Origin of the sequence: Streptomyces sp. MJM8645 (assembly GCF_001625365.1) — a bacterium.
Classification (GTDB): Bacteria; Actinomycetota; Actinomycetes; order Streptomycetales; family Streptomycetaceae; genus Kitasatospora.
Genome location: NZ_LJJF01000001.1, coordinates 1,705,273 through 1,725,269, shown reverse-complemented (window position 1 = coordinate 1,725,269; position 19,997 = coordinate 1,705,273). Strand labels below are relative to the sequence as shown.

The 19,997-nt window shown below is 72.4% G+C and carries 17 protein-coding genes; 6 read left to right on the top strand and 11 right to left on the bottom strand.

Translation table 11 applies throughout. The features are described 5' to 3' along the window. Nucleotides 1–376: 376 nt before the first annotated feature. On the top strand, nucleotides 377–871 hold the full coding sequence (locus A6F73_RS07250; RefSeq protein WP_063347022.1) for a DUF4240 domain-containing protein: 495 nt from the start codon (nucleotides 377–379) through the stop codon (nucleotides 869–871). 609 nt (nucleotides 872–1,480) lie between these two features. Here A6F73_RS07250 and A6F73_RS07245 read toward each other — a convergent pair. Next, on the bottom strand, nucleotides 1,481–2,500 hold the full coding sequence (locus tag A6F73_RS07245; protein WP_063347021.1) for a hypothetical protein: 1,020 nt from the start codon (nucleotides 2,498–2,500) through the stop codon (nucleotides 1,481–1,483). Between the two features lie 153 nt (nucleotides 2,501–2,653). Here A6F73_RS07245 and A6F73_RS07240 point away from each other — a divergent pair, with 153 nt between their 5' ends. Next, entirely contained in the window at nucleotides 2,654–3,247 is a 594-nt protein-coding gene (locus A6F73_RS07240; protein ID WP_063347020.1) for a TetR/AcrR family transcriptional regulator, read from the top strand. Between the two features lie 82 nt (nucleotides 3,248–3,329). Here A6F73_RS07240 and A6F73_RS07235 read toward each other — a convergent pair whose 3' ends face one another. Beyond that, on the bottom strand, nucleotides 3,330–3,878 hold the full coding sequence (locus A6F73_RS07235) for a hypothetical protein (RefSeq protein ID WP_159398388.1): 549 nt from the start codon (nucleotides 3,876–3,878) through the stop codon (nucleotides 3,330–3,332). A 116-nt stretch (nucleotides 3,879–3,994) separates the two neighbouring features. After that, the gene (locus tag A6F73_RS07230) at nucleotides 3,995–4,576 is read right to left on the bottom strand and encodes a TetR/AcrR family transcriptional regulator (protein WP_063347018.1); all 582 of its coding nucleotides are present in this window, start codon (nucleotides 4,574–4,576) and stop codon (nucleotides 3,995–3,997) included. Nucleotides 4,577–4,674: 98 nt separating this feature from the next. Between A6F73_RS07230 and A6F73_RS07225 the strand changes: the two genes are divergently transcribed. Next, complete coding sequence (locus tag A6F73_RS07225) at nucleotides 4,675–5,418, top strand: SDR family oxidoreductase (protein WP_063347017.1); 744 nt, start codon at nucleotides 4,675–4,677, stop codon at nucleotides 5,416–5,418. Between the two features lie 116 nt (nucleotides 5,419–5,534). Beyond that, nucleotides 5,535–6,041, top strand: a complete 507-nt coding sequence (locus tag A6F73_RS07220) for a hypothetical protein (protein WP_063347016.1) — start codon at nucleotides 5,535–5,537, stop codon at nucleotides 6,039–6,041. A gap of 107 nt (nucleotides 6,042–6,148) precedes the next feature. Here A6F73_RS07220 and A6F73_RS42480 read toward each other — a convergent pair whose 3' ends face one another. The 3 genes from A6F73_RS42480 to A6F73_RS07205 form a co-directional block, all read right to left on the bottom strand. Continuing rightward, nucleotides 6,149–7,678 (bottom strand): carbohydrate binding domain-containing protein, encoded by a 1,530-nt coding sequence (locus A6F73_RS42480; RefSeq protein WP_107452831.1) that lies wholly within the window; start codon nucleotides 7,676–7,678, stop codon nucleotides 6,149–6,151. Between the two features lie 436 nt (nucleotides 7,679–8,114). Then, the gene (locus tag A6F73_RS07210; RefSeq protein ID WP_159398387.1) at nucleotides 8,115–9,152 is read right to left on the bottom strand and encodes a hypothetical protein; all 1,038 of its coding nucleotides are present in this window, start codon (nucleotides 9,150–9,152) and stop codon (nucleotides 8,115–8,117) included. A 152-nt stretch (nucleotides 9,153–9,304) separates the two neighbouring features. Continuing rightward, a complete protein-coding gene (locus tag A6F73_RS07205; protein WP_063347014.1) occupies nucleotides 9,305–9,901 on the bottom strand; it encodes a choice-of-anchor C family protein in 597 nt (198 codons plus the stop codon). Between the two features lie 530 nt (nucleotides 9,902–10,431). On the opposite strand from A6F73_RS07205, the gene A6F73_RS07200 reads away from it, so the two are divergent. Continuing rightward, nucleotides 10,432–11,385, top strand: coding sequence for an aldo/keto reductase (locus tag A6F73_RS07200; protein ID WP_063347013.1), 954 nt, complete (start codon nucleotides 10,432–10,434; stop codon nucleotides 11,383–11,385). Nucleotides 11,386–11,493: 108 nt separating this feature from the next. On the opposite strand, the gene A6F73_RS07195 is transcribed toward A6F73_RS07200, so the two are convergent. From A6F73_RS07195 to A6F73_RS41340, 4 genes are all read right to left on the bottom strand, one after another. Next, on the bottom strand, nucleotides 11,494–12,114 hold the full coding sequence (locus A6F73_RS07195) for a GNAT family N-acetyltransferase (RefSeq protein WP_079135494.1): 621 nt from the start codon (nucleotides 12,112–12,114) through the stop codon (nucleotides 11,494–11,496). Nucleotides 12,115–12,254: 140 nt separating this feature from the next. Then, entirely contained in the window at nucleotides 12,255–12,929 is a 675-nt protein-coding gene (locus tag A6F73_RS07190) for a nitroreductase family protein (protein ID WP_063351005.1), read from the bottom strand. Nucleotides 12,930–13,089: 160 nt separating this feature from the next. Beyond that, a complete protein-coding gene (locus A6F73_RS07185; protein ID WP_063347012.1) occupies nucleotides 13,090–14,727 on the bottom strand; it encodes an ABC-F family ATP-binding cassette domain-containing protein in 1,638 nt (545 codons plus the stop codon). Between the two features lie 174 nt (nucleotides 14,728–14,901). After that, nucleotides 14,902–16,140 carry a trypsin-like peptidase domain-containing protein gene (locus A6F73_RS41340; protein WP_063347011.1) on the bottom strand — a complete coding sequence of 413 codons (1,239 nt, stop codon included), beginning with the start codon at nucleotides 16,138–16,140 and terminating at the stop codon, nucleotides 14,902–14,904. A 528-nt stretch (nucleotides 16,141–16,668) separates the two neighbouring features. Between A6F73_RS41340 and A6F73_RS07175 the strand changes: the two genes are divergently transcribed. Next, a complete protein-coding gene (locus A6F73_RS07175) occupies nucleotides 16,669–18,276 on the top strand; it encodes an ABC-F family ATP-binding cassette domain-containing protein (RefSeq protein WP_063347010.1) in 1,608 nt (535 codons plus the stop codon). Between the two features lie 76 nt (nucleotides 18,277–18,352). On the opposite strand, the gene A6F73_RS07170 is transcribed toward A6F73_RS07175, so the two are convergent. Beyond that, a complete protein-coding gene (locus A6F73_RS07170; protein ID WP_063347009.1) occupies nucleotides 18,353–19,786 on the bottom strand; it encodes a S41 family peptidase in 1,434 nt (477 codons plus the stop codon). Between the last annotated feature and the right edge of the window lie 211 nt (nucleotides 19,787–19,997).

Here is a 19,997-nt window from a genome sequence, read left to right as displayed (position 1 = left end):
CGCGCGACCGACCGCGTCTGATCCCTGCCATACCGTCTCCGTTCCAGTCGGGCGTGGTCACCGCAAGACGCCACGCCGCAGCATTGGGACAACACAAGGTGTTTTTGTGAACACTTTGAGTAACGTGGCATGGGTTGGCTCGGGCCGCCATCCGGACCCGAACCGCTTGCGACCGCTGGATATCGGCCACCTGGCCCCATCGCGGGAGCATCCTCTACTTCGGCACGCCCGTCGTCCTGCTCTCCACGGAGAACGCGGACGGCAGTGCCAACTCGCACCGCTGAAACCGCCGAAGCTGCTGAAACCGTTGAAACCACTGAAACCGTTCTGTCGCCTGCGCGAGAGAGTGTCAGTCCCAGCTGCCAGGGTGACGGGCATGGACCTCGACACCTTCTGGCAGATCATCGACGACACCCGCGCTGGCGCCGCCGACGAGAGTGAACATGCCGACGCGCTCACCGAGCACCTCGCCGGCCTGGCACCCGATCAGATCGCGGACTTCGACCGGCACTACGCGCAGCAGAAGGCCCGCTCCTGCACCTGGCTGCTCTGGGGCGCGGGCTACCTCGTCAACGGCGGCTGCAGCGACGACGGCTTCGACTACTTCCGCGACTGGCTGATAGGCGCCGGCCGCACTCTCTTCGAACAGGCCCTCGCCGACCCGGACAGCCTCGCCGAACTCCTCACCCCCGACCAGGAGGAACTGGAGGCCGAAGACCTCGCCTACGCGGCCACCCATGCCTACCGCCAACTCACCGGCGCCGACCTCCCCTCCAACGGCATCACCTCCGGCCCCCCGACCGGCGAGCCCTGGGAGGACGAAGACCTCCCCACCCTCCTCCCCCACCTGTCAGCCCGCTTCGCCGACTAGCCCCCCGCCCGCCGGACGTCACGCGCCGGACGTCACGCGCCGTCGTTTCCATCTCGGGGAATTATGTAGACCGACCGTCATATTCCTCGCCCCCCAGCCCGCCAGCCTGGGGGGCGGCGCAGGAAGTCGACCAGGCCGACTTCCTGCGCGTGGGGGAGGGTGCTCACGCCTGCCGTCGGCCAAATATGTAGACCGACCGTCATATTCTGCGCTGCGCGCGGTGGATTCCGCACAGGAAGTCGACCAGGCCGACTTCCTGTGCGCACCGGAGGCGAAGGCGGAGGCGCCGCTCGCCGCGCACGCAACTATGTAGACCGGTCGCCAGATTCTGCGCGCCCAGTCTGGCTGGGGGCGCTGCGCAGGAAGTCGGCCAGGTGGACTTCCTGCGCGCGGGGGTGCTCATGCTTGCCGCGAGCCCGACTATGTAGACCGGTCGTCATATTCGGTCCCGTGCTGGATGGGTGTCGCGCAGGAAGTCGGGCCGGCCGACTTCCTGCGCGAGGTGCGAGGTGCGAGGTGCGAGGTGGGTGGTGGGTGGTTGGTGCGCAAGGGTGTGAATCAGTAGACCGGTCGGCATATTTTTCCGAGGCGGTGCCGGGCGGTGCCTGGTCAGTGGGTGTGGTGGTAGGTGGCGAGGGTGGTGAAGGCGGCCTTGGGGTCCCAGGGGAGGTCGGGGTAGGTGGTGCCGGGGCGGTCCTCGTAGACCTTGACGATGCCGTAGCTGGCGAGGTCGAGGTCGTCGCGGGGGTCGGCGTCGGGGCGGTGTACGTGGTCGTACAGGGCGAAGGTGAAGACGAAGGTGGCGTCGATGCCGCCGGCGTCGAAGGCCTCCAGCAGTTCGCGCAGGTAGGCGGCCTGGCCGGCCTCGTCGCGCTCGTGCGCGGCCTTCAGTCGGACGGGGCCCTCGGCGTCGTACTCGACGATGTCCAGGCCGAGCGCGCCCCGGTCGCCCGCGCCGAGGTAGCCGGCGGAGCCGAACTCGGTGATGGCGACGGGCTTTCCCTGCGCGGCCAGCTCGTGGACGCCGTCGGCGAACCGGTCGACGGTCTCTGCGGAGCGGTAGAGGTCGAGGGAGATGAGGTCGAAGGGCGTCCAGTCGACGCGCTCCAGCGGTACGGCGGCGTAGGTGACGCGTCCGCCGAAGTGTTCGCGGACGGTGGCCACGGCCCGGTCGAGGAACGCGTTGACCCGGCCGCTGACCGGTCCGAGGTGTTCGCGGACGAGCTCGGGTCGGCTGAGCAGGGCGATGCGGTCGTCCGTGGTGTCGCCGGGCAGGAATCCCGGGTTCATCAGGCTGAGTTCGGCCCCGGTGACGAACACCACCTCGGCCCCGCGCCGCCGCAGCCGTTCCGCGCGCTCGGCGCAGTCGGCGAACAGGGCCAGCAGCTCGTCGGCGGTGAGTTCCAGCGGGTACGGGGAGTACCAGACCTCCAGTCCGAGGTCGGCGGCGAGTCCGGCGGCGAGTTCGATCCGGTCGGGGTCGCCGCCCATGATGCGGACCGCGTTGCAGTGCAGGTCGTCGCGGATGATGCGCAGTTCGCGTTCGACTTCCTTCGGCTCGAACCGGCTGCGGGAGTACGACCCGTTCCTGACGAATCCGGTGTCGTAGCTGATGCCTTTGGCGCGCACGGTGTCCTGCCTTCCTGGGGGTGGGCGGGGAGCGGAAAATAAGGTACGACCAGTACCCTAGTTGGCGCGGGCCGGAGAAGACAAGAAGGATGGGAGGGGCAGGAGGCGGTATCGACGGCGGTACCGGCGACGGGATCGGACGGGACGAGGGCCATGGCCGGGCAGACGCGGCGGCGCGGGGCGGCGCTGGAGGAGGCGATCCTCCAGGCGGCGGTGGCGGAGCTCACCGAGTCCGGATTCGCCGGGCTGACCATGGACAAGGTCGCCGCCCGCGCCAGCACCAACAAGAACGCCCTCTACCGCCGCTGGCCCAACCGCCTGGCCCTCGGCATCGCCGCCTACAAGCAGCTGGCCACCACCGCCGTGCCCCCCGACACCGGTGAACTACGCGGGGACGCCCTGGAGTTGCTCCGCCAGGCGAACCGGCACTGGAGTTCCCCGCTCGGCGCGATCCTGCGCGAACTCCTGGCCGCGGCCGGTGGTGCGGCGGAGTTCCTGGCGCAGCTCCAGGACCAGTCCGGCGAGGCCGCGGCCGCCCCCTGGCTCACCGTCCTGGGGCGCGCGGTCGCCCGTGGTGAAGCGGCCCCAGGGGCGCTCCACCCCAGGGTCGCCACGGTGGCGGTGGTGCTGCTGCGCAACGAGTTCGTGGTGCGGGGCGTGCCGACCGCGCCCGACGACGTCCTGGTCGAGATCGTGGACGAGGTCTACCTGCCGTTGATCCGACGCCGCGGGCCGGCGGACGTCTGAACGGGCACGGCCCCGGAGTGGCGCCCGGCGGGGCTCGGCGGTCGGGCTGAGGCCGGGCTGAGGGCGGCGCGGGCCTCCGGGGTCAGGAACCGCCGAGGTGGCGCGCCTCCAGGTACACCGTCCGCTCGGTCTGTCCGGGGTCGGCCAGCGCGCTGAAGCGGCTTCCGGTGGAGGTCGTGAAGTCGACGAAGAGGTCGTAGGTCACGTTCTTGTCGAAGGACCAGCCGAAGGTCCGGGTCTCGGTGTCGGAGTCGAAGCCCGTCCCGGCCCCCTGTCCGGGGCTCCAGTGGACGGGGCGGGCCAGGTCCACCGAGTGGTCGGCGAGGAAGCGGTCCACGCAGTCCTTCGGAGCCCGGAAGCTCAGGTTCAGGGCCTCTCCGGGGTACTTCGCCGATCCGTGGAACCCGACGCCCTGAAGGTCGCACGCGGGCAGGTCCAGCCCGAACGCCTTCGTCACTTTTTCGAGGGTCTGCCCCTTCGGGCTGCCCGGGTACGCCCTCGGGTCCGGATCCGGGTCCCCGGCCGCGCAGCCGGCCACCAGGGCGACGGCGGCGGTCGCGGCCGCAGCCAGTGCGGCCGCGCGTCGCGCCGGCCGGGATGTGAACGGCCTTGCTGCGTCTAGCCCTTGCATGAATCTCCCCTCCCCGGACGGGTGCCGTCCCGCAGGGAGGGCCCCACGGGACGGTATCGAAGGTGGATCGGATGATCAACCGGCGTGGGCGCCGGGCAGGATCCGCCGGACGGGTCCTAACCGTTCCCGGCGACCAGGGAGTTGGTGAGCCGGTCGGCGACGGTGGCGTCGAGGGGGGCGTGGCCGAGGAGGAAGCGGTACCAGAAGACGCCGTAGACCTGGTCGACGATCAGGTCGAGGTCGGTGTCGTCGGCGAGTTCGCCGCGTTCGCGGCCGCGGGCGAGGAGGTCGCGCAGGGCGGTGCGGCGGGTGGCGGTGAAGGTCTGCATGAGGTCGGCGAGGTGGGGGTCGCGGGCGGCTTCGCGGACGAGGGTGCGCAGGGCGGGGGCGGTGGTGTCGCGCTGGGAGCCGTCGAAGGTGGTGGCGATGAAGGCGCGGAGGTCGGTGCGCAGGGTGCCGGTGTCGGGGCCGGGGGCGTCCTGGTCGGCACGGTCGGTGAGGGCGTCGAGCAGGACGGCGCCCTTGGAGGGCCACCAGCGGTAGACGGTCTGCTTGCCGACGCCGGCGGTGCGGGCGATGGCGTCGATGGTGACGGGGGTGCCGTCGGATTCGGCGAGCAGGTGCAGGGCCGCATCGAGGATCGCCTGGTGGGCGGCTTCGTTGCGGCGGCGTCCGGTGTGCGGGCGGGCTTCGGTCATCGTGTTCCCTTTCCTCGTCCCCCGCTTGACAAGACTAGCAGTCTCGATAACATTATTGACGGAACTAACGGTATCGACAAGATGAAGGACACGCCACCATGGGCACCACGTCAAACCTCTTCACCGGACAGCGCGTCGTCGTGATGGGCGGCAGCTCGGGCATCGGCGAGGCCGCGGCCACCGCCTTCGCCGCGGACGGCGCCGAGGTCGTGATCACCGGTCGCGGCCGGGACCGGCTGGACGCCGCCGTCGCCCGGATCGGCGGCAAGACCACCGGCCACCAGCTGGACGCGGCCGACCCCGAGGCCGTCGCGGCCTTCTTCGCCCAGTCCGGCACCGTCGACCACCTGGTCGTCGCGGTCAGCGGCGCGGCCGGCAGCGGCCCGTTCGCCCAGCTCGACCTGGCCGACCTCGCCACCGGGTTCGACGCCAAGTTCTGGCCGCAGGTCCGCGTCCTCCAGGCGGCGCTGCCGCACCTGCGGTCGGACGGATCCGTCACGCTGATCACCGCCGCCTCCGCCCGCGCCGCGATCCCCGGCACCGCCGGACTCGCCGCCATCAACGGCGCGCTGGAGGCGATGGTCCCGCCGCTGGCCGTCGAACTCGCCCCGCTGCGGATCAACGCCGTCTCGCCCGGCGTCATCGACACCCCGTGGTGGGACCGCGTCCCGGCCGAGCAGCGGACAGCGCTGTTCGACGGCCTCGCCACCACCACCCCGGTCGGCCGCGTCGGCCGGGCCGAGGACGTCGCGCAGGCCATCCACCTGCTGGCCGCCAACACCTTCGTGACGGGCGTGGTGTTCGACTGCACGGGCGGGGCCAACCTGCCCACCGGGCGCTGAACGAAGCGTCGGCCGACCGGGCCCGTGGCCCGCAGTCGTATCCGGCCCGCAGTCGCGCCCGGTCCGGAGCCGTCTCCGGGCCGGGCGTTGTCACAGCTCAGCCGTACGGTTCGGTCATGAGCGTTCCCGACCTGATCCCCATCCGGTACGAGCCCGACTACCGCACCCGCACCATCGGCCGGTGCGAGGGCGGCCAGTTCCTCGCCTCCGTCACGGCGGCCTTCCCGGAGGTCGGGGCCGACGTCGAGAACTGGCAGGCGCAGAAGCGCTGGTTCGCGGTGCTCCACCGCTTCGACGACGCCGGCCGGCACCTCGACTCGCGCATCCGCTCGACCGGCACGACGGCGGACGGCGAGAAGGCGGCCGTCGAGGCCGCCCGCGCACTCCTCGCCGACTGGCTCGACGCCCTCCCCGGCCGCGCGTACGGGGACATCGCCATCGCGCCGTTCGCCGTCCGGGTCGAGGGGGCGCTGTTCGGGCTGGTCATCGAGACGGACGAGGAGGACGAGGAGGACGAGGAGGAGGAAGAAGAGGGCGAGGACGGCGAGGGCGGGGTCTGGGCCGAGCTCTACCCCGACGGCCTCGGCTTCCACGCCCCGTGGGACGGCTGCTACGACACCTGAGCCGCGGCCGCCGTCACCACTTCGCCTCCTGGCGGTCCTTGAGGAACACCCCCGACCGCCGGGCCGACCCCCGCCCGCCGAGGCGGGGGTCGGCCCGTGTGGCGCGGTCAGCCCGCGTACTGGGCGAAGATCTTCGCGAACTCGTACGGCTGCTGCGCGATGTTGGTGCACTTGGAGAGCGAGCCGCCGGTGCAGGCGTTGGCGTCGCGGGTGGCGTCCCAGAAGGCCAGCAGACCGAGGTGGTTCTGCCGGGCGAAGGTCACCAACTGCTGGGCGGCGGCCTGGTTGTAGATCTGGTGGTCGTCGTTCTCGCCGATCATCGGGGTGACGCCGACCATGGCCCACAGCTGGGCGTCGGTCTTCGCCGGGTAGAGCGCCTTGAGCTGGCCGAACAGGGCCTGGGCGGCCTGCACGGCGGCGTTGCCGTAGTCGGTGCCGGTCCGGTAGTAGTCCATCGCCATGATGTTCACCAGGTCGACGGCGACCCCGGCGTCGCGGGCGGACTTGACGATGGCGACGCCTTCGGAGGTCAGGCCCTCGGGCAGGACGGGCAGGGTGAAGGAGACCTTGAGGCCGGGGTGGGCCTGCTGGAGCTTGGCGAGCGCGGCGGAGCGGCGGTCGTTGGAGGCGGTGTCGGCGATGGCCGCGCCCTCGATGTCGAAGTCGACGTAGCGCAGGTTGTAGGCGTTGACGACGGCGTCGTACTCGGCGAACAGCGAGTCCACGGTGGTGCAGGCGGCGGCGAGTTCGGTGCCGCTGGCGCCGCCGAAGGAGAGCTTGACGTCGCCGCCGGCCGCGCGCAGCGCGTCGATCTGGTCCTTGGCCCAGCCGGTGCGCGGATCGTAGGCGTTGAACCAGCTGGCCTTGCAGCCGACGCCGGTCACGAAGCCCATGGTGTAGGCCTTGAGGTTGCCGGACTTGGCCATGTCGGGCATGGACGGGGTGGGCCAGGCGCCCATGTCGATGTAGGGCGCGACGGGGACGGCGACGTTCGGCGGCGGGGTGCTCGGGCCGCCGGTGGGCGTGCCGGTGGGGCCGCTGGTCGGGGTGCCGGTCGGGGTGCCCGAAGTGGGCGGCGGGGTGGTGGGGTTGCCGCCGCCGGGGCCGGTGAGCGTGATGTCGTCGGCGAGGTAGGCGCCCTGCCCGTACCAGCCGTGCAGGTAGACGGTGACGCTGGTGGTGGCCGGACCGGTGGTGAAACTGGTGGACAGCTGCTGCCAGTTGGCGCCGCCCGGCGTCCAGGTGGCCGGGTCGGTGACGCCGCTGCCGGTGGTGCCCAGGTAGACGTACTGGCCCTGCACCCAGGCGCTGAGGTTGTACGTGGTGTTGGGCTGGACGGTGACGGTCTGGCCGCACTGTGCGGTGTCGCTCGCGCCGACCGCCCCCTTCAGTGCGTAGCTTCCGCTGTGCGCACCGGAGTTGACGACGCTGCCGGTCCCGCCGGAACAGCTCCAGGGGCTGAGCGCGCCGCTCTCCAGACCGGGGTTGGCGAGCAGGTTGCCGTCGGCGGCGCCGGCGTTCCCGGCGAGCGTGGCGAGGCCGCCGGCGGCGAGCGCGGTGGCGGCGCCGAGGCTCAGCAGCTTGGTGCGTCCGGCGGGGCGGCGGTGCGTGGGGGCGGGTTGGGGCGCGCTGGGCATGGGGGTGCCTCTCGGGACGTGGGGCCGCCCGCGCCGCGAAGGGGGAAACGCGGGGCGGGCGGCAGCATGGGGGCTGGTCCGGTGCGGGGGAGGAGCGCGGTGCTGAGCATCAAACTGGACTAGACCAGCTGTGCACGTCAAGCACTTCCGGGGCATCGGAAGCCCGCTGTGGGAAGGTTTTAGGAACGGTTTAAGGCTCTGGAACCCCGTTCTCGGAACACCGCTTCGCACCCTCGGGTGGCACCCCTGTCGACCTTCGGCACCCTGGCAGGAGGATTTTCGGCTCCCGGCAGGCGGCGGCCGCGAAAGCGACGGCGGCGAAGACCGGGCCGGCAGCCCCTCCGGGGAGGAGGCTGCCGGCCCTCATGGCGTCAGAAGCAGGCATCAGAAGCAGCCGTCAGAAACAGCAGTCAGGAGCAGGCATCAGAAGCAGCCGTCAGGAGCAGGTGTAGTTCACGGGTCGGGAGTTCTCGTTCCCGATGAGGGTCTTCTCGTCGGTGCTGATCGCCCTGATCGTGAACGAGTCCGAGACCGCAGGCAGCGAGTCCGCCACCACGCCGTCACGCCACAGGACAGGCCGTCGAATCGACCCGACGAACGCCGTCCCGCCCACGATTCCGTTGCCGCCGATGGCACTTGCCGAGATGGCGCCCGCGCCGATGGTCCGGATCAGCGAACCCTGGGCGTCCCATTCGGCTTCGGCGTAGCTCGTGTTGTTCTGCGTGCCGCCGACGATGCGCCCGTCCCGGACCGCCGCAGGATCGCTGTAGGCGTTGGAGCCCTGCGCGGCGAGCGCGTGCCACTGGCCGTTGATGTCCGAGACGAAGCCGAACGCGTCGGTGGACCCGACGATCCTGCCTTGCTCGTCGATGCCGTTGAGGAGGAGGAAGCTGCTTGCCGGGAGGGGCAGTTCGCGGTACGTTCCCGGCGCGTTCGCCGGCCACACCACCAGGATGAAATTCGTTCCGACTTTGGCCATCCCGGCGATGTCACCGGCGTTGTTGACCACGCTGGCGGACGAGCTGTTCCAGTTCGGATTGAAGGGCAGCACAGTCGTCGTCCCGGTGTGGCTCACCGTCACGGCCCTGAGCTTGTTGTTGACGAGGTCGCCGCCGACGATCAGGCCGGCCGCGTTGACGCCGGACAGGTTGGGATTGCCCGCGGGGAGCCGCAGCACGACCTTCCCGTTGTCCCACAGCGTCCCGCGCCCGTTCGTGATGTCGGTGGGCCAGCTGGGGGACCGCGTTCCGGTGACGCCGACTGCGTACCGGCCGCCGTCGCTGGAGGACACCGTGCCGACCGTCGTGGTGGGCGGCAGCTCCCACGCCGTCTTCTGCCATTGACAGGCCGCCGCCTGGGCGGTGCCGACCGGCACCAGACCGAGTGCCGCCGTGAGCGTCGCCACGGCGAGCGCGGATGCTTTTCGTCGGTTGAATCGGTTCAATCGGTTCAATCGGTTGAACAAGGGATCCACCCTTCCTCACAGGGAGTGCACCTTCCGGTAACTGACCCTGTCAGGGCTCGCCGTGCGGGGTGAAGCACTTTAAGCGAGGGGGAAACAACGATCGGCAAGGAGGGGAGGGCCCGCCCGCTGGTCCCGGACCGGCGGGCGGGCGGTTCAGCGGGTCACCCGCAACACGGCTTGCACTCCTTGACCTGGACGTCGTCCACGACCGGGCCGGCCGCGCCCGCGTTGGTGCTGGCGAAGGTCAGCGTGGTGGAGGCGTTCCGCGCGACGAAGCTGAACTGGCGCCCCACGTAACCCATGTTGGTCGGCGTCTTGCCGGTGATGTCGAAGGAGAAGTCCTGGAAGTCCTGGCCGTCGACGAGCACCCGGCCGGTCTTCACGGTCGGCGCGGCCGCCGTGTTGCCGGCCAGCGCGTACGTCACGGAGTAGGTGGTGCCCGGGACGGTGGCGAAGGTCTGGGCGACGGCGCCGGTGGTGGCGCCGTTGAGGTCCACCGACTGGTCGCCCTCGGCGGCCTGCCAGAACCCGGCGCCGATCAGGTCGACGCTGCCGCTGGTGACCGTCCACGGGCCGATGGTCTGTCCGGCGTTGAACTCGGCGAAGCTGTTCGCCGGGGCCTTGGGCGACTCGAAGCTTCCGTCGTCGAAGCGGCTGAGGGCGCGGTGGCCGCCGGCGGCCTGCGCCGGGACGGTCACGGCGGTGGCGGCGGCCACGATCACCGCGACGGCGGCGAGGCGGGTGCGCGAGAACGTCATGGGTTCCTCCCCAACGGAATACCGACTGGACGAGCCGATGATCGGCTGTGCCCAGAGGGTCCGCCGTCGCCGTGAGCCCTGCCAAGGCCGGACGGATGGCGCCCGGTGGTGCGGAGGTCCCGCCGACGGGCTCCCGCACGCCGGTTTGACGGGTGATCACCCGGTGCCGGCCGGGCGGCCGGCCTGCGCCCGCCCGGCGGCCGGCCGTGGTGCGGACGCACGGTTCAGACGGTCGTGCCCGCGCGCATGGTGGTGAAGTCCGACGTACGCGCTCCACCTGCGCCTCGGGCGCATCCCACCTCCGGGTGAGCCGAGGGCCGCTCATACGATCAACGACCCCTCTGGCGGTCGGCGGATCGGAGGCGGATCGGAGGTGGATCCGAAGCGGGTCCGAAGCGGATCCCAAGCGCGTCCGAAGCGCGACCGGACGGGCTTGACCTTGAGTGCACTCCAAGGTGAAAGCTGGACGCGTTGATCCACCGCAGCACCCCGCGAGCGGGCAAACACACCACCACGATCGGAGCACCGTCATGCGCAACGCCACGTTCGGTACCAACGGCCCGGAGACCGGCGTCATCGGCCTCGGCTGCATGGGGATGACCTGGGCCTACGACGTGCAGAACCGGGACGACGAGAACTCCGTCCGGGTGATCCGGCAGGCGCTGGACCTCGGCGTCACCCTGATCGACACCGCCGACATGTACGGCCCCTACACCAACGAGGAGGTGGTCGGCGCCGCGCTGGCCGGCCCGTACCGGGAGCGCGCCTTCCTCGCCACCAAGGTCGGCATCGTCCCGGGCGGGTCCGGCCAGTCGGCCCGCGACGGCAGCCCCGAGCACGTGCGCCGCTCGATCGACGACAGCCTGCGCCGCCTCGGCACCGACCACGTCGACCTCTACCAGCTGCACCGGGTCGACCCGGCCGTCCCGATCGAGGAGACCTGGGGCGCCCTAGCCGAGACCGTCGCGGCCGGCAAGGCCCGCCGGATCGGGCTCTCCGAGGTGACCGTCGAGGAGATCAAGCGGGCCCAGTCGGTGCACCCGGTGGCGTCCGTGCAGTCCGAGCTCTCGCTCTGGACCCGGGACGTGCTGGCCGAGGTGCTGCCGTACACCGAGGAGCAGGGCATCGCCTTCCTGCCGTTCTCGCCGCTCGGCCGGGGCTTCCTGACCGGCAGCATCGCCTCCTTCGACGAGCTGCCCGCCGATGACTTCCGCCGCCGGCTGCCGCGCTTCCAGCAGGACGCGCTGAAGGCGAACCTGGCACTGGTCGGCAGGGTCAAGGAGGTCGCCGAGCGGATCGGCGCGACGCCCGCGCAGGTCGCGCTGGCCTGGGTGCTGGCACAGGGCCGGCACGTCTTCCCGATCCCGGGCACCAAGACGCCGCGCTACCTGGTGGACAACGCGGGCGCGGCCGAGGTCGTGCTCTCGGCGGCCGATCTGGCCGACCTGGACGCGCTGCCGACGCCGACGGGCGAGCGGTACTGAACGGCCAGCGGTGCTGAGCGGCGAGCGGTGCTGAGCGGCGAGCGGTACCGAACGGCGCAGGCCGCCCAGGTCGCCGGCCCGGGTCGCCGGCCCCGCCTCGGAGCGCCGTCAGGCCTCCCGGACCCAGATCAGCTGCCGCCCGGTCTCGGCGGGAGCCCGGGCGGCGGCCTCGGCGACCCGGTCGAGCCGGTAGCCGAGCTTGCGCGGGACGGCCGCGCTGGCGCCGTTCGCCTCGTCGCAGTGGATCTCCACCCGCGCGATGCCGGGCAGCGCCAGGGCGGCCTCGGTCAGCGCCCCGGCCGTGGTGGTGGCGATGCCGCGGCCGGCGTGCCGGGCGGCGACCCAGTAGCCGATCTCCAGCGCGCCGGGGCCGATCCGGCCGTGCAGGCCGAGGGCGCCGACCACGCGGCCGGGTTCGGCGTCCAGGCCGACCAGGTACATGAAGTCGGTGCCGGCCTCCCAGGCGAGGGAGCCGGCCCGGGCCAGCTCGGCGGTCTGCGCCCGGGTGGGGGGCTCGGCCGCCCACTCCATCCAGGGCCGCAGGTGGTCCAGGTTGGCGCGGACGGCCTTGTTGAGCGCCACCGCGTGCGTGCTGCGGCGGCGCAGCAGCGAGATCCCGCCGGGCAGCCGCAGTTCCTCGGGCGGCCGCCCGGTGGTGACGGCGGTGGGGCCGGGCACGTGGAGCGGGGCGGGCGGGTACTTGCAGGACCGTGACTGCGGGTGGCTCATGACCGCGATTATGTCCTTGGCCGGGACCTGTCACCAATGAATTCCGGACGGCCTCCCACCAGGCCTCTCGCCAGTCCCCGCCACACCCCGGCGCGCCCGGCCGCACTCCCGGCGCACCGGGGCGCGCACACGCCCGGCGGTCAGAGCCTGATCAGCACTTCGTCCAGCTCCTTGCGCCGCAGATCCGGAACCCGCGCCCCCTCGGCCGGGTAGCCGACCGGGATGACGTACGCGGCGCGCTCCTCCAGCGGGCGCTCGCAGACCTCGTTGAGGAACTTCATCGGGCTCGGCGTGTGGGTCAGCGTCGCCAGCCCGGCCTGGTGCAGCGAGGCCAGCAGCAGTCCGACCGCGATCCCCACCGACTCCTTGGTGTAGTAAGGACGCGGCGAATCGGGCCCCTTGTGCACCTCGAACACCACGATCACCGCCGGCGCGTCCTCCAGGAACGGCTTGCGCCAGTCGGTGCCGATCGGCGCCAGCGCGGCCAGCCACTCCTCCGACGCCCGGTGCGCGTAGAACTCGCGCTCCTCGACCTCGGCGGCCTCGCGCAGCCGCCGCTTGCGTTCCGGGTCGGTGATCACCACGAACCGCCAGGGCTGGACGTGCGCGCCGCTGGGCGCGGTGTTGGCGGTCCGGATCGCCCACTCGACGACCCCGTCCGGGATCGGGCGGGTCGCGTAGTCGCGGACGGTCCGGCGCTGCGCCATCACGTCGTGGAAGGACTTGCTGCGGGCCTCGGCCTCGTGGGCCGGCACCGTCATCGGGGTGAGGGGGACGGTCGGGTAGGGCGTCCCTGCCACTGCACTGTCAACCATGGCCGACAGCACAGCACATGACGGCCGCGCCGGGAAGAGGTCGAGACCAATCCGCAGATCAGGTCCATCCGGCAGGCCTGCCCGGCGGGTCCGTCCGGCAGGGCCGCCCGGCGGGTCCGTCCGGCAGGGCCGCCTGGTGGGGCCGCCCTGCCGGACGGGACTACAGCTCGTGCACCCGCCCGTCCCGGACCTCGATCCGCCGGTTCACCGTGACGGTGTCCAGCATCCGCCGGTCGTGGGTGACCAGCAGCAGGGTCCCGGTGTACGAGCCGAGCGCCGCCTCCAGCTGCTCGATTGCGGGCAGGTCCAGGTGGTTGGTGGGCTCGTCCAGCACCAGCAGGTTGACCCCGCGCGCCTGGAGCAGCGCCAGCGCGGCCCGGGTGCGCTCGCCGGGGGAGAGGGTGCCGGCCGGGCGCTTCACGTGCACCGCCTTGAGGCCGAACTTGGCCAGCAGGGTGCGTACCTCCTCCGGCGTGAACTCCGGGACGGCGGCGGCGAAGGCGTCCGCCAGCGGCTCGCCGCCGAGGAACAGCCCGCGCGCCTGGTCCACCTCGCCGACCACCACGCCGGAGCCCAACGAGGCGCTGCCGCCGTCGAGTTCGAGCCGGCCGAGCAGGGCGGCCAGCAGCGTCGACTTGCCCGCGCCGTTGGCGCCGGTGATGGCGACCCGGTCCGCCCAGTCGATCTGGAGGTCCACCGGGCCGAAGGCGAAGTCGCCGCGGCGGGCGACGGCCGCGCGCAGGGTGGCGACCACCGAGCCGGAGCGCGGCGCGGTGGCGATCTCCATCCGCAGTTCCCACTCCTTGCGCGGCTCCTCGACCACGTCCAGCCGCTCGATCATCCGCTGGGTCTGCCGGGCCTTGGAGGCCTGCTTCTCGGTGGACTCGGCGCGCTGCGCCTTTCCGATCTTGTCGTTGTCGGAGGACTTGCGGCGGGCGTTGCGCACGCCGTGCTCCATCCAGCCGCGCTGCATCCGGGCCCGGGCCTCCAGCCCGGCCTTGGTGTCGGCGTACTCGTCGTACTCCTCGCGGGCGTGCCGGCGGGCCACCGCGCGCTCCTCCAGGTACGCCTCGTAGCCGCCGCCGTACAGGTTGACCTGCTGCTGGTGCAGGTCCAGCTCCAGCACCTTGGTGACGGTGCGGGCCAGGAACTCGCGGTCGTGGCTGATCAGCACGGTGCCCGCGCGCAGGCCCTTGACGAAGGCCTCCAGCCGCTCCAGGCCGTCGAGGTCGAGGTCGTTGGTGGGCTCGTCGAGCAGGAAGACGTCGTAGCGGGAGAGCAGCAGCGAGGCGAGGCCGGCCCGGGCGGCCTGGCCGCCGGACAGCGCCGTCATCGGCAGGTCGAGCGAGACCTTCAGGCCGAGCGAGTCGGCGACCTCCTCGGCGCGCTCCTCCAGGTCGGCGCCGCCCAGCTCCAGCCAGCGGTCCAGGCTCGCCGCGTACGCGTCGTCGGCGCCCGGGCGGCCCTCGACCAGGCCCTCGGTGGCCTCGTCCAGCGCGGTCTGCGCGGCCGCCACGCCGGTGCGGCGGGCCAGGAAGTCGCGCACCGACTCGCCTTCGCGCCGCTCCGGCTCCTGTGGCAGGTGGCCGATGTTGGCGGTCGCCGGGCTGAGCCGCAGCGAACCGCCCTCGGGGGTGTCCAGCCCGGCCAGTAGCCGCAGCAGCGTCGACTTGCCGGCGCCGTTCACGCCGACCAGGCCGATCACGTCACCGGGGGCGACGACCAGGTCCAGGCCGGAGAAGAGGGTGCGTTCGCCGTGACCGGCGGCGAGGTCCTTGACTACGAGTGTGGCGCTCATGATGAGCCCGATTGTAGGAGGAGCGGGCCGGGTGGCGGAAAAGCCCGGGGCCGCGGCGCGGCTGCCGCGGCCCCGGGGACCGGCCACGCGGGCCGGTCAGGACCTACCGGACCCGGGAGGCCACCCGGGCCTCGGCGGTGCTCCGGGCCTCGGTGGTGCTCCGGGCCTCGGTGGTCACTTCGACTTCTTCGAGAAGTAGTCGAACATCCGGGCCGCCACGTCGTCCAGGTACGGGCCGGCCTCCCAGGTGCTGGCGCCGTTGCCGATCGAGGTGTCGCTGACCAGGGCCGGCTTGCCGTCCTTGGTCGCGACCCAGCCGCCGCCGCTGCTGCCGCCGGTCATGTTGCAGCCGATCATCAGCATCGCCGGGCGGCTCGGGTCGCTGGTCTTCTTCGCCGGCTTCCCGCTGTCGCAGTGGTCCAGCTCGACGCCGTCGAACGGCTTGCCGGCCGGGTAGCCGTAGGCGCTGACGCTGTTGAACTGCTCACGCGGGGCGTTGAACCAGATCGGCACGGAGCCGCCGACGGTCTCCTCCAGCGACTTGCCGTTGCCGCTCGGGTTGGCGACCTTGATGATCCCGAAGTCGTACTGGCTCCACGGGCCGCCGTGCTCCGGGTCGGCCTCGGCCGACCACTGCGGCGAGACCATGCCGGCGGTCGCGCCCCACTCGCCGTACGGCTCGGCGTCGGTCTCGTTGGCCTGCTTGCCGCCGCTCAGCAGGCCGTTGCTGTTGTAGGCCGGGGCGAAGGAGATGTTGGTGTAGTACTGGCCTCCCTTGCCGCCGTTCAGGCAGTGGCTGGCGGTCCAGACCAGGTTGCTCTTGCCGGGGTTGGCCGGGTCGGAGACGACGGTGCCGGAGCACACGTAGTCCTCGTTCCCGTCCTTGAAGAAGAGCTTGCCGTTGACGTGCAGGTTCTTCGCGAACGGGTGCTGGGTCGGCTTGGCCTCGATGACGGTGGGCAGCGCGTCGCCGGTGCTCGGGGGCTGGGCGGTGGTGGGCTGCGCCGGGGCCGGGGTGGCCGGCTTCGAGGTCGGCTGGGCCGGGGCCGCGCCGGTCGGCTGGGCCGGCGGCTGCGTCGGGTCGGGCTGCGGCTGCGGCTGCGGCATCGGCTTGGGCTTGGCGTTCAGGATCCGCTGCAGGGTCCAGTAGCCCTTGACCGCCGGAGTGATCACGTTCTGCTGGGCCCACTTGTCCCAGTCCTCGAACTTCCAGGTCTTCAGCTCTTCGGCGGTCGGCAGCTTGATCGGTGCTGCGCCCGGCTTGCCGGTGGCGCCGGCCGCGACCGTCGGAGCCGTGGTCCGGGCCACGACCGGGTCGCTGTTGTCCGGGCCGCACGCGGTCGCGGCCAGCATGGTCAGCGCGGCGACGGAGGCGCCCAGGACGGCACGGCTCGGCCGGTACATCGGTGACATGAGTTCAAATCCCCCTGTGAATAACCGCCATGCGACCCCTTCCTCGGGTACGGCTCCGGGGAGCCGCAGGCATGGCAGGGGAGGAGTCTGCCATGCGGATAAAGGCCTCCTTACGCACACCCCCGGACTGGGGAGGGGCCGTCACCGGATGGGCACCGGACCGGCACCCGCCCTCCTCCGGGCGCCCGGAATCCGGTCGGGCGGCCGCTTCCCGGTGCGTGTCCAGGGTGCTTCCCGGTGCGCCGAAATTCGGTTGCCCGCGTCGGGCGCCGTGCGTAGCGTGGACGGAGTCACCAGCCAGACAAGGAGAAGGCCGTTGCTCTACTGAGGTCCCGAGACACCGCCCCCGCCGCGCAGGCCCTTCGCCGCGCGGTGTGCGAGTGTGCGACCTCAGTCACGGCCCCGTGGCGAGCCCGATCCGGCTGATCCGGATCCATCCCGCCCTCCCCCCGGCCGTACCGGCCCGCACCCGCGGTGTCTCCCCGTGTTGCTCATCGTTCCCTTCGGCAACCACCCGGGAGGCCCTCCATGGCACAACCCACCACCGCCGTCCTCTGCACCGATCTCACCTTCGAGTGGCCCGACGGCAAGCCCGTCCTGGACGGCTTCCACCTCGCCGTCGGCCCCGGCCGCACCGGCCTGATCGGGCTCAACGGCGCCGGCAAGTCCACCCTGCTGCGGCTGATCGCCGGCGAGCTGACCCCGACCGGCGGCACCGTCCGGGTCGACGGCGAACTCGGCTACCTGCCCCAGGGGTTGACGCTGGACACCACCGTGCGGGTGGACGAGGCGCTCGGCATCCGGGCCGCCCGTGAGGCCCTGCACGCCATCGAGTCCGGGGACTCCGACCAGCGCCACTTCGACGCCGTCGGCGACGACTGGGACGTCGAGGAGCGCGCCCGCGCCACCCTCGACCGGCTCGGCCTGCACCGCCTCGGCCTCGACCGCACCACCGGGGAGCTCTCCGGCGGCGAGGCCGTCCTGCTGCGCCTCGCCGCCCTGCTGCTGCGCCGCCCCGACGTCCTGCTGCTCGACGAGCCCACCAACAACCTGGACCGGACGGCCCGGGAGCGGCTCTACGAGACGGTCGCCGGCTGGCACGGCGTCATGCTGATCGTCAGCCACGACCGCGAACTGCTCCAGCACGTCGACCAGATCGCCGACCTGCGGGACGGCGCGGTCACCTGGTACGGCGGCAACTTCGCCGAGTACGAGCGCACCCTCGCCGCCCAGCAGGAGACCGCCGAGCGGCTGCTGCGCAACGCCGAGGCCGACGTCGAGCGCCAGAAACGGGACTTGACCGAGGCCCGCACCCGGCTGGACCGCAGCGCCAGCTACGGCAAGAAGCGCGCGGTCACCCGCAACGACCCGCACATCTTCGCGGGCAAGCTCAAACGCCAGGGCCAGGAGACGGCCGGGCGGCTCCAGGGCATGCACACCGAGCGGCTGGAGGAGGCCCGGCAGCGGCTCACCGCCGCCGAGGAGGCGGTGCGCGACGACGCCGAGATCCGGATCGACCTGCCGCGCACGGCCGTCCCGGTCGGGCGCACCGTGCTCACCCTGCAGAAGGTCCGGCTGCCCTACGGCACCACCGCCGACCTCGACCTGCGCGGCCCTGAGCGGATCGCCCTGGTCGGCCGCAACGGCTCCGGCAAGACCACCCTGCTGCGCACCATCGCGGGCGAACTCGCCCCGCTGGAGGGCGAGGTCAGTACCCCGGTGCCGTTGCGCCACCTGCCGCAGCGGCTCGACCTGCTGGACGACAAGCTGACCGTGGCGGAGAACGTCAAGCTGTTCGCCCCCGCCGCCGGGGACAACGCGATCCGTGCCCGGCTGGCCCGCTTCCTGTTCCGCGGCGGCCGGGCCGACCAGCCCGCCGCGACCCTCTCCGGCGGCGAGCGGTTCCGGGCCACCCTGGCCGCGCTGCTGCTGGCCGACCCGCCGCCGCAGCTGCTGCTGCTCGACGAGCCGACCAACAATCTGGACCTCGCCAGCGTCCGCCAGCTCACCCAGGCGCTCGCCGCCTACCAGGGCGCGCTGATCGTGGCCAGCCACGACGTGCCGTTCCTGCGCGGCCTGGGCCTCACCCGGTGGCTGGAGCTGGACGGCGAACTGCGGGGGGTGGATCCGATGTAGCCGGCACGGCACGGCGCGGGCGGCCGCCGCCGGGGTGGCCGGTACGGCGCGGGCTGCCTCGCCCGCGATGCGGCCGCTACTGCTCGCCGAGGACGCGGCGGGCCGTGCTCAGGGCGGAGTCCTTGAGCCCGGCCGGCTCGTCATCGGTGAACACCGGCGTGCGGATGTCCGGCGGGATGCCGGGGCCGTCGAAGGTGCTGCCGTCGGGCGTGAGGTACTTCTCGTTCGGCAGCACCACCATGAAGTCCGGCGAGAGGGTCTTGATCAGTACGTCGGAGAAGACGCCCTGGGTGTTCTCGCCGATCCGGACGACGTGCGGGGAGCGGCCCATCAGGGTCTGGGTGAAGGTCTCGGCGGCGCTGATCGACAGCGAGGAGGTGAGCAGGGCGACGGGGCCGGTGAAGTGCTCGGTGTGCGCGGGCCGCACCACGACCGGCTGCGGCCGGGTGAACTTCGTGGGGTCGGCCGGGTCGTCGCGGGCCACCTTGCGGTAGGCGACGTACGGGCGGTCGGTGAGCCGGGCGGCGATCTGCTGCCCGAGCGCGTCCGAGCCGCCGCCGTTCAGCCGGACGTCGATCACCAGGCCGTTGAGCCGGTCGGGGTCGGCGAGCAGGGCGTCCAGCGCCCGGTCGAGCTCCTTGGCCTGGGCGGCGAACCCGCCGGTCGCGTAGCCGTCGAAGCCGCTCACCCGCAGGTAGCCGACGCCGCCCGGGAGCCGGCCCACGCCCAGCCGGCTCACCCCCTGCTCGTTGACGGCGAACTCCTGTTCAGGGCCGGTCAGTTGTGCGTCGACGGCCTTGCGGGCCGCGTCCCGCAGGGCGGGCGTCGACTTCAACGAGCCGTCGCGCCGGCCGGAGTAGACGCCGGTCGGGCCGGTACTGGTCACCCGGGCCAGACCGGTGTGCGCGTCCTTGAGCGGGGTCAGCAGGTCGATGAAGATCTGCTGGAGCTGGTCGGTGGTGGTCGCCGGAGTGATCTTCGCGCGCTGCTCGTCGCGGGCCGCGTGCCAGTCGATCCCCTTGGCGGCGAAGAAGGGGTAGTTCTCCTCGAAGGTCTCCCAGAACCGGTCGAAGACCGCGAGCGGGTCGTTGGGGGCGGGCCGGGTGCACAGCGCCGGCAGCGCGTCCAGGCGGCGCAGCGTCTTGCTGCCCGTCCCGCCCTCCTCGACGTCGATCGCCCGGCGCCCGCCCGGCTGCGGGGTGAGGGTGAGGGCGTTGTCGCCCAGGACGTACCGGACGGTGCCGTCCCGGCCGGGGGCGCCGTCCTGCGTCCCGGTGACCCACCCCGGCACGCAGCTGTGCGTCGTCACGTCGTAGGTGACCAGGCTGCTCCCGGAGACCACGGCCACCAGGCCGTACCCGTCCATCTGCCAGACCCCCTGGAGGGACCTGCCCCGCCTGTCCTGGCCGTCGGCCTGCGTCGCGGCCACCCCCGGCGCCGCCACCGCGACCGTCGTCGCGAGCGCCACCGCCGTGGCCGCCACCGTCCTGCCCACTGCCGCTCTGCCCATTGCCGCCCCGCTCGCCGCAGTCCTGCTCGCCGCGGCCCTGCCCACTGCGGTCCTGCCCACTGCGGTCCTGCCCACTGCCCTGCGCGTCATCTCCGGCCTCCGCCGAACCGCCCGGCCTCCCCCGCGGAACCGCTCCGCCGCCTTGCCCCCGACGCTACGGCGGCCCCCACCGCCCCGGCGTCATCCCGCGCGCCCGACCCCCGCCCGACTT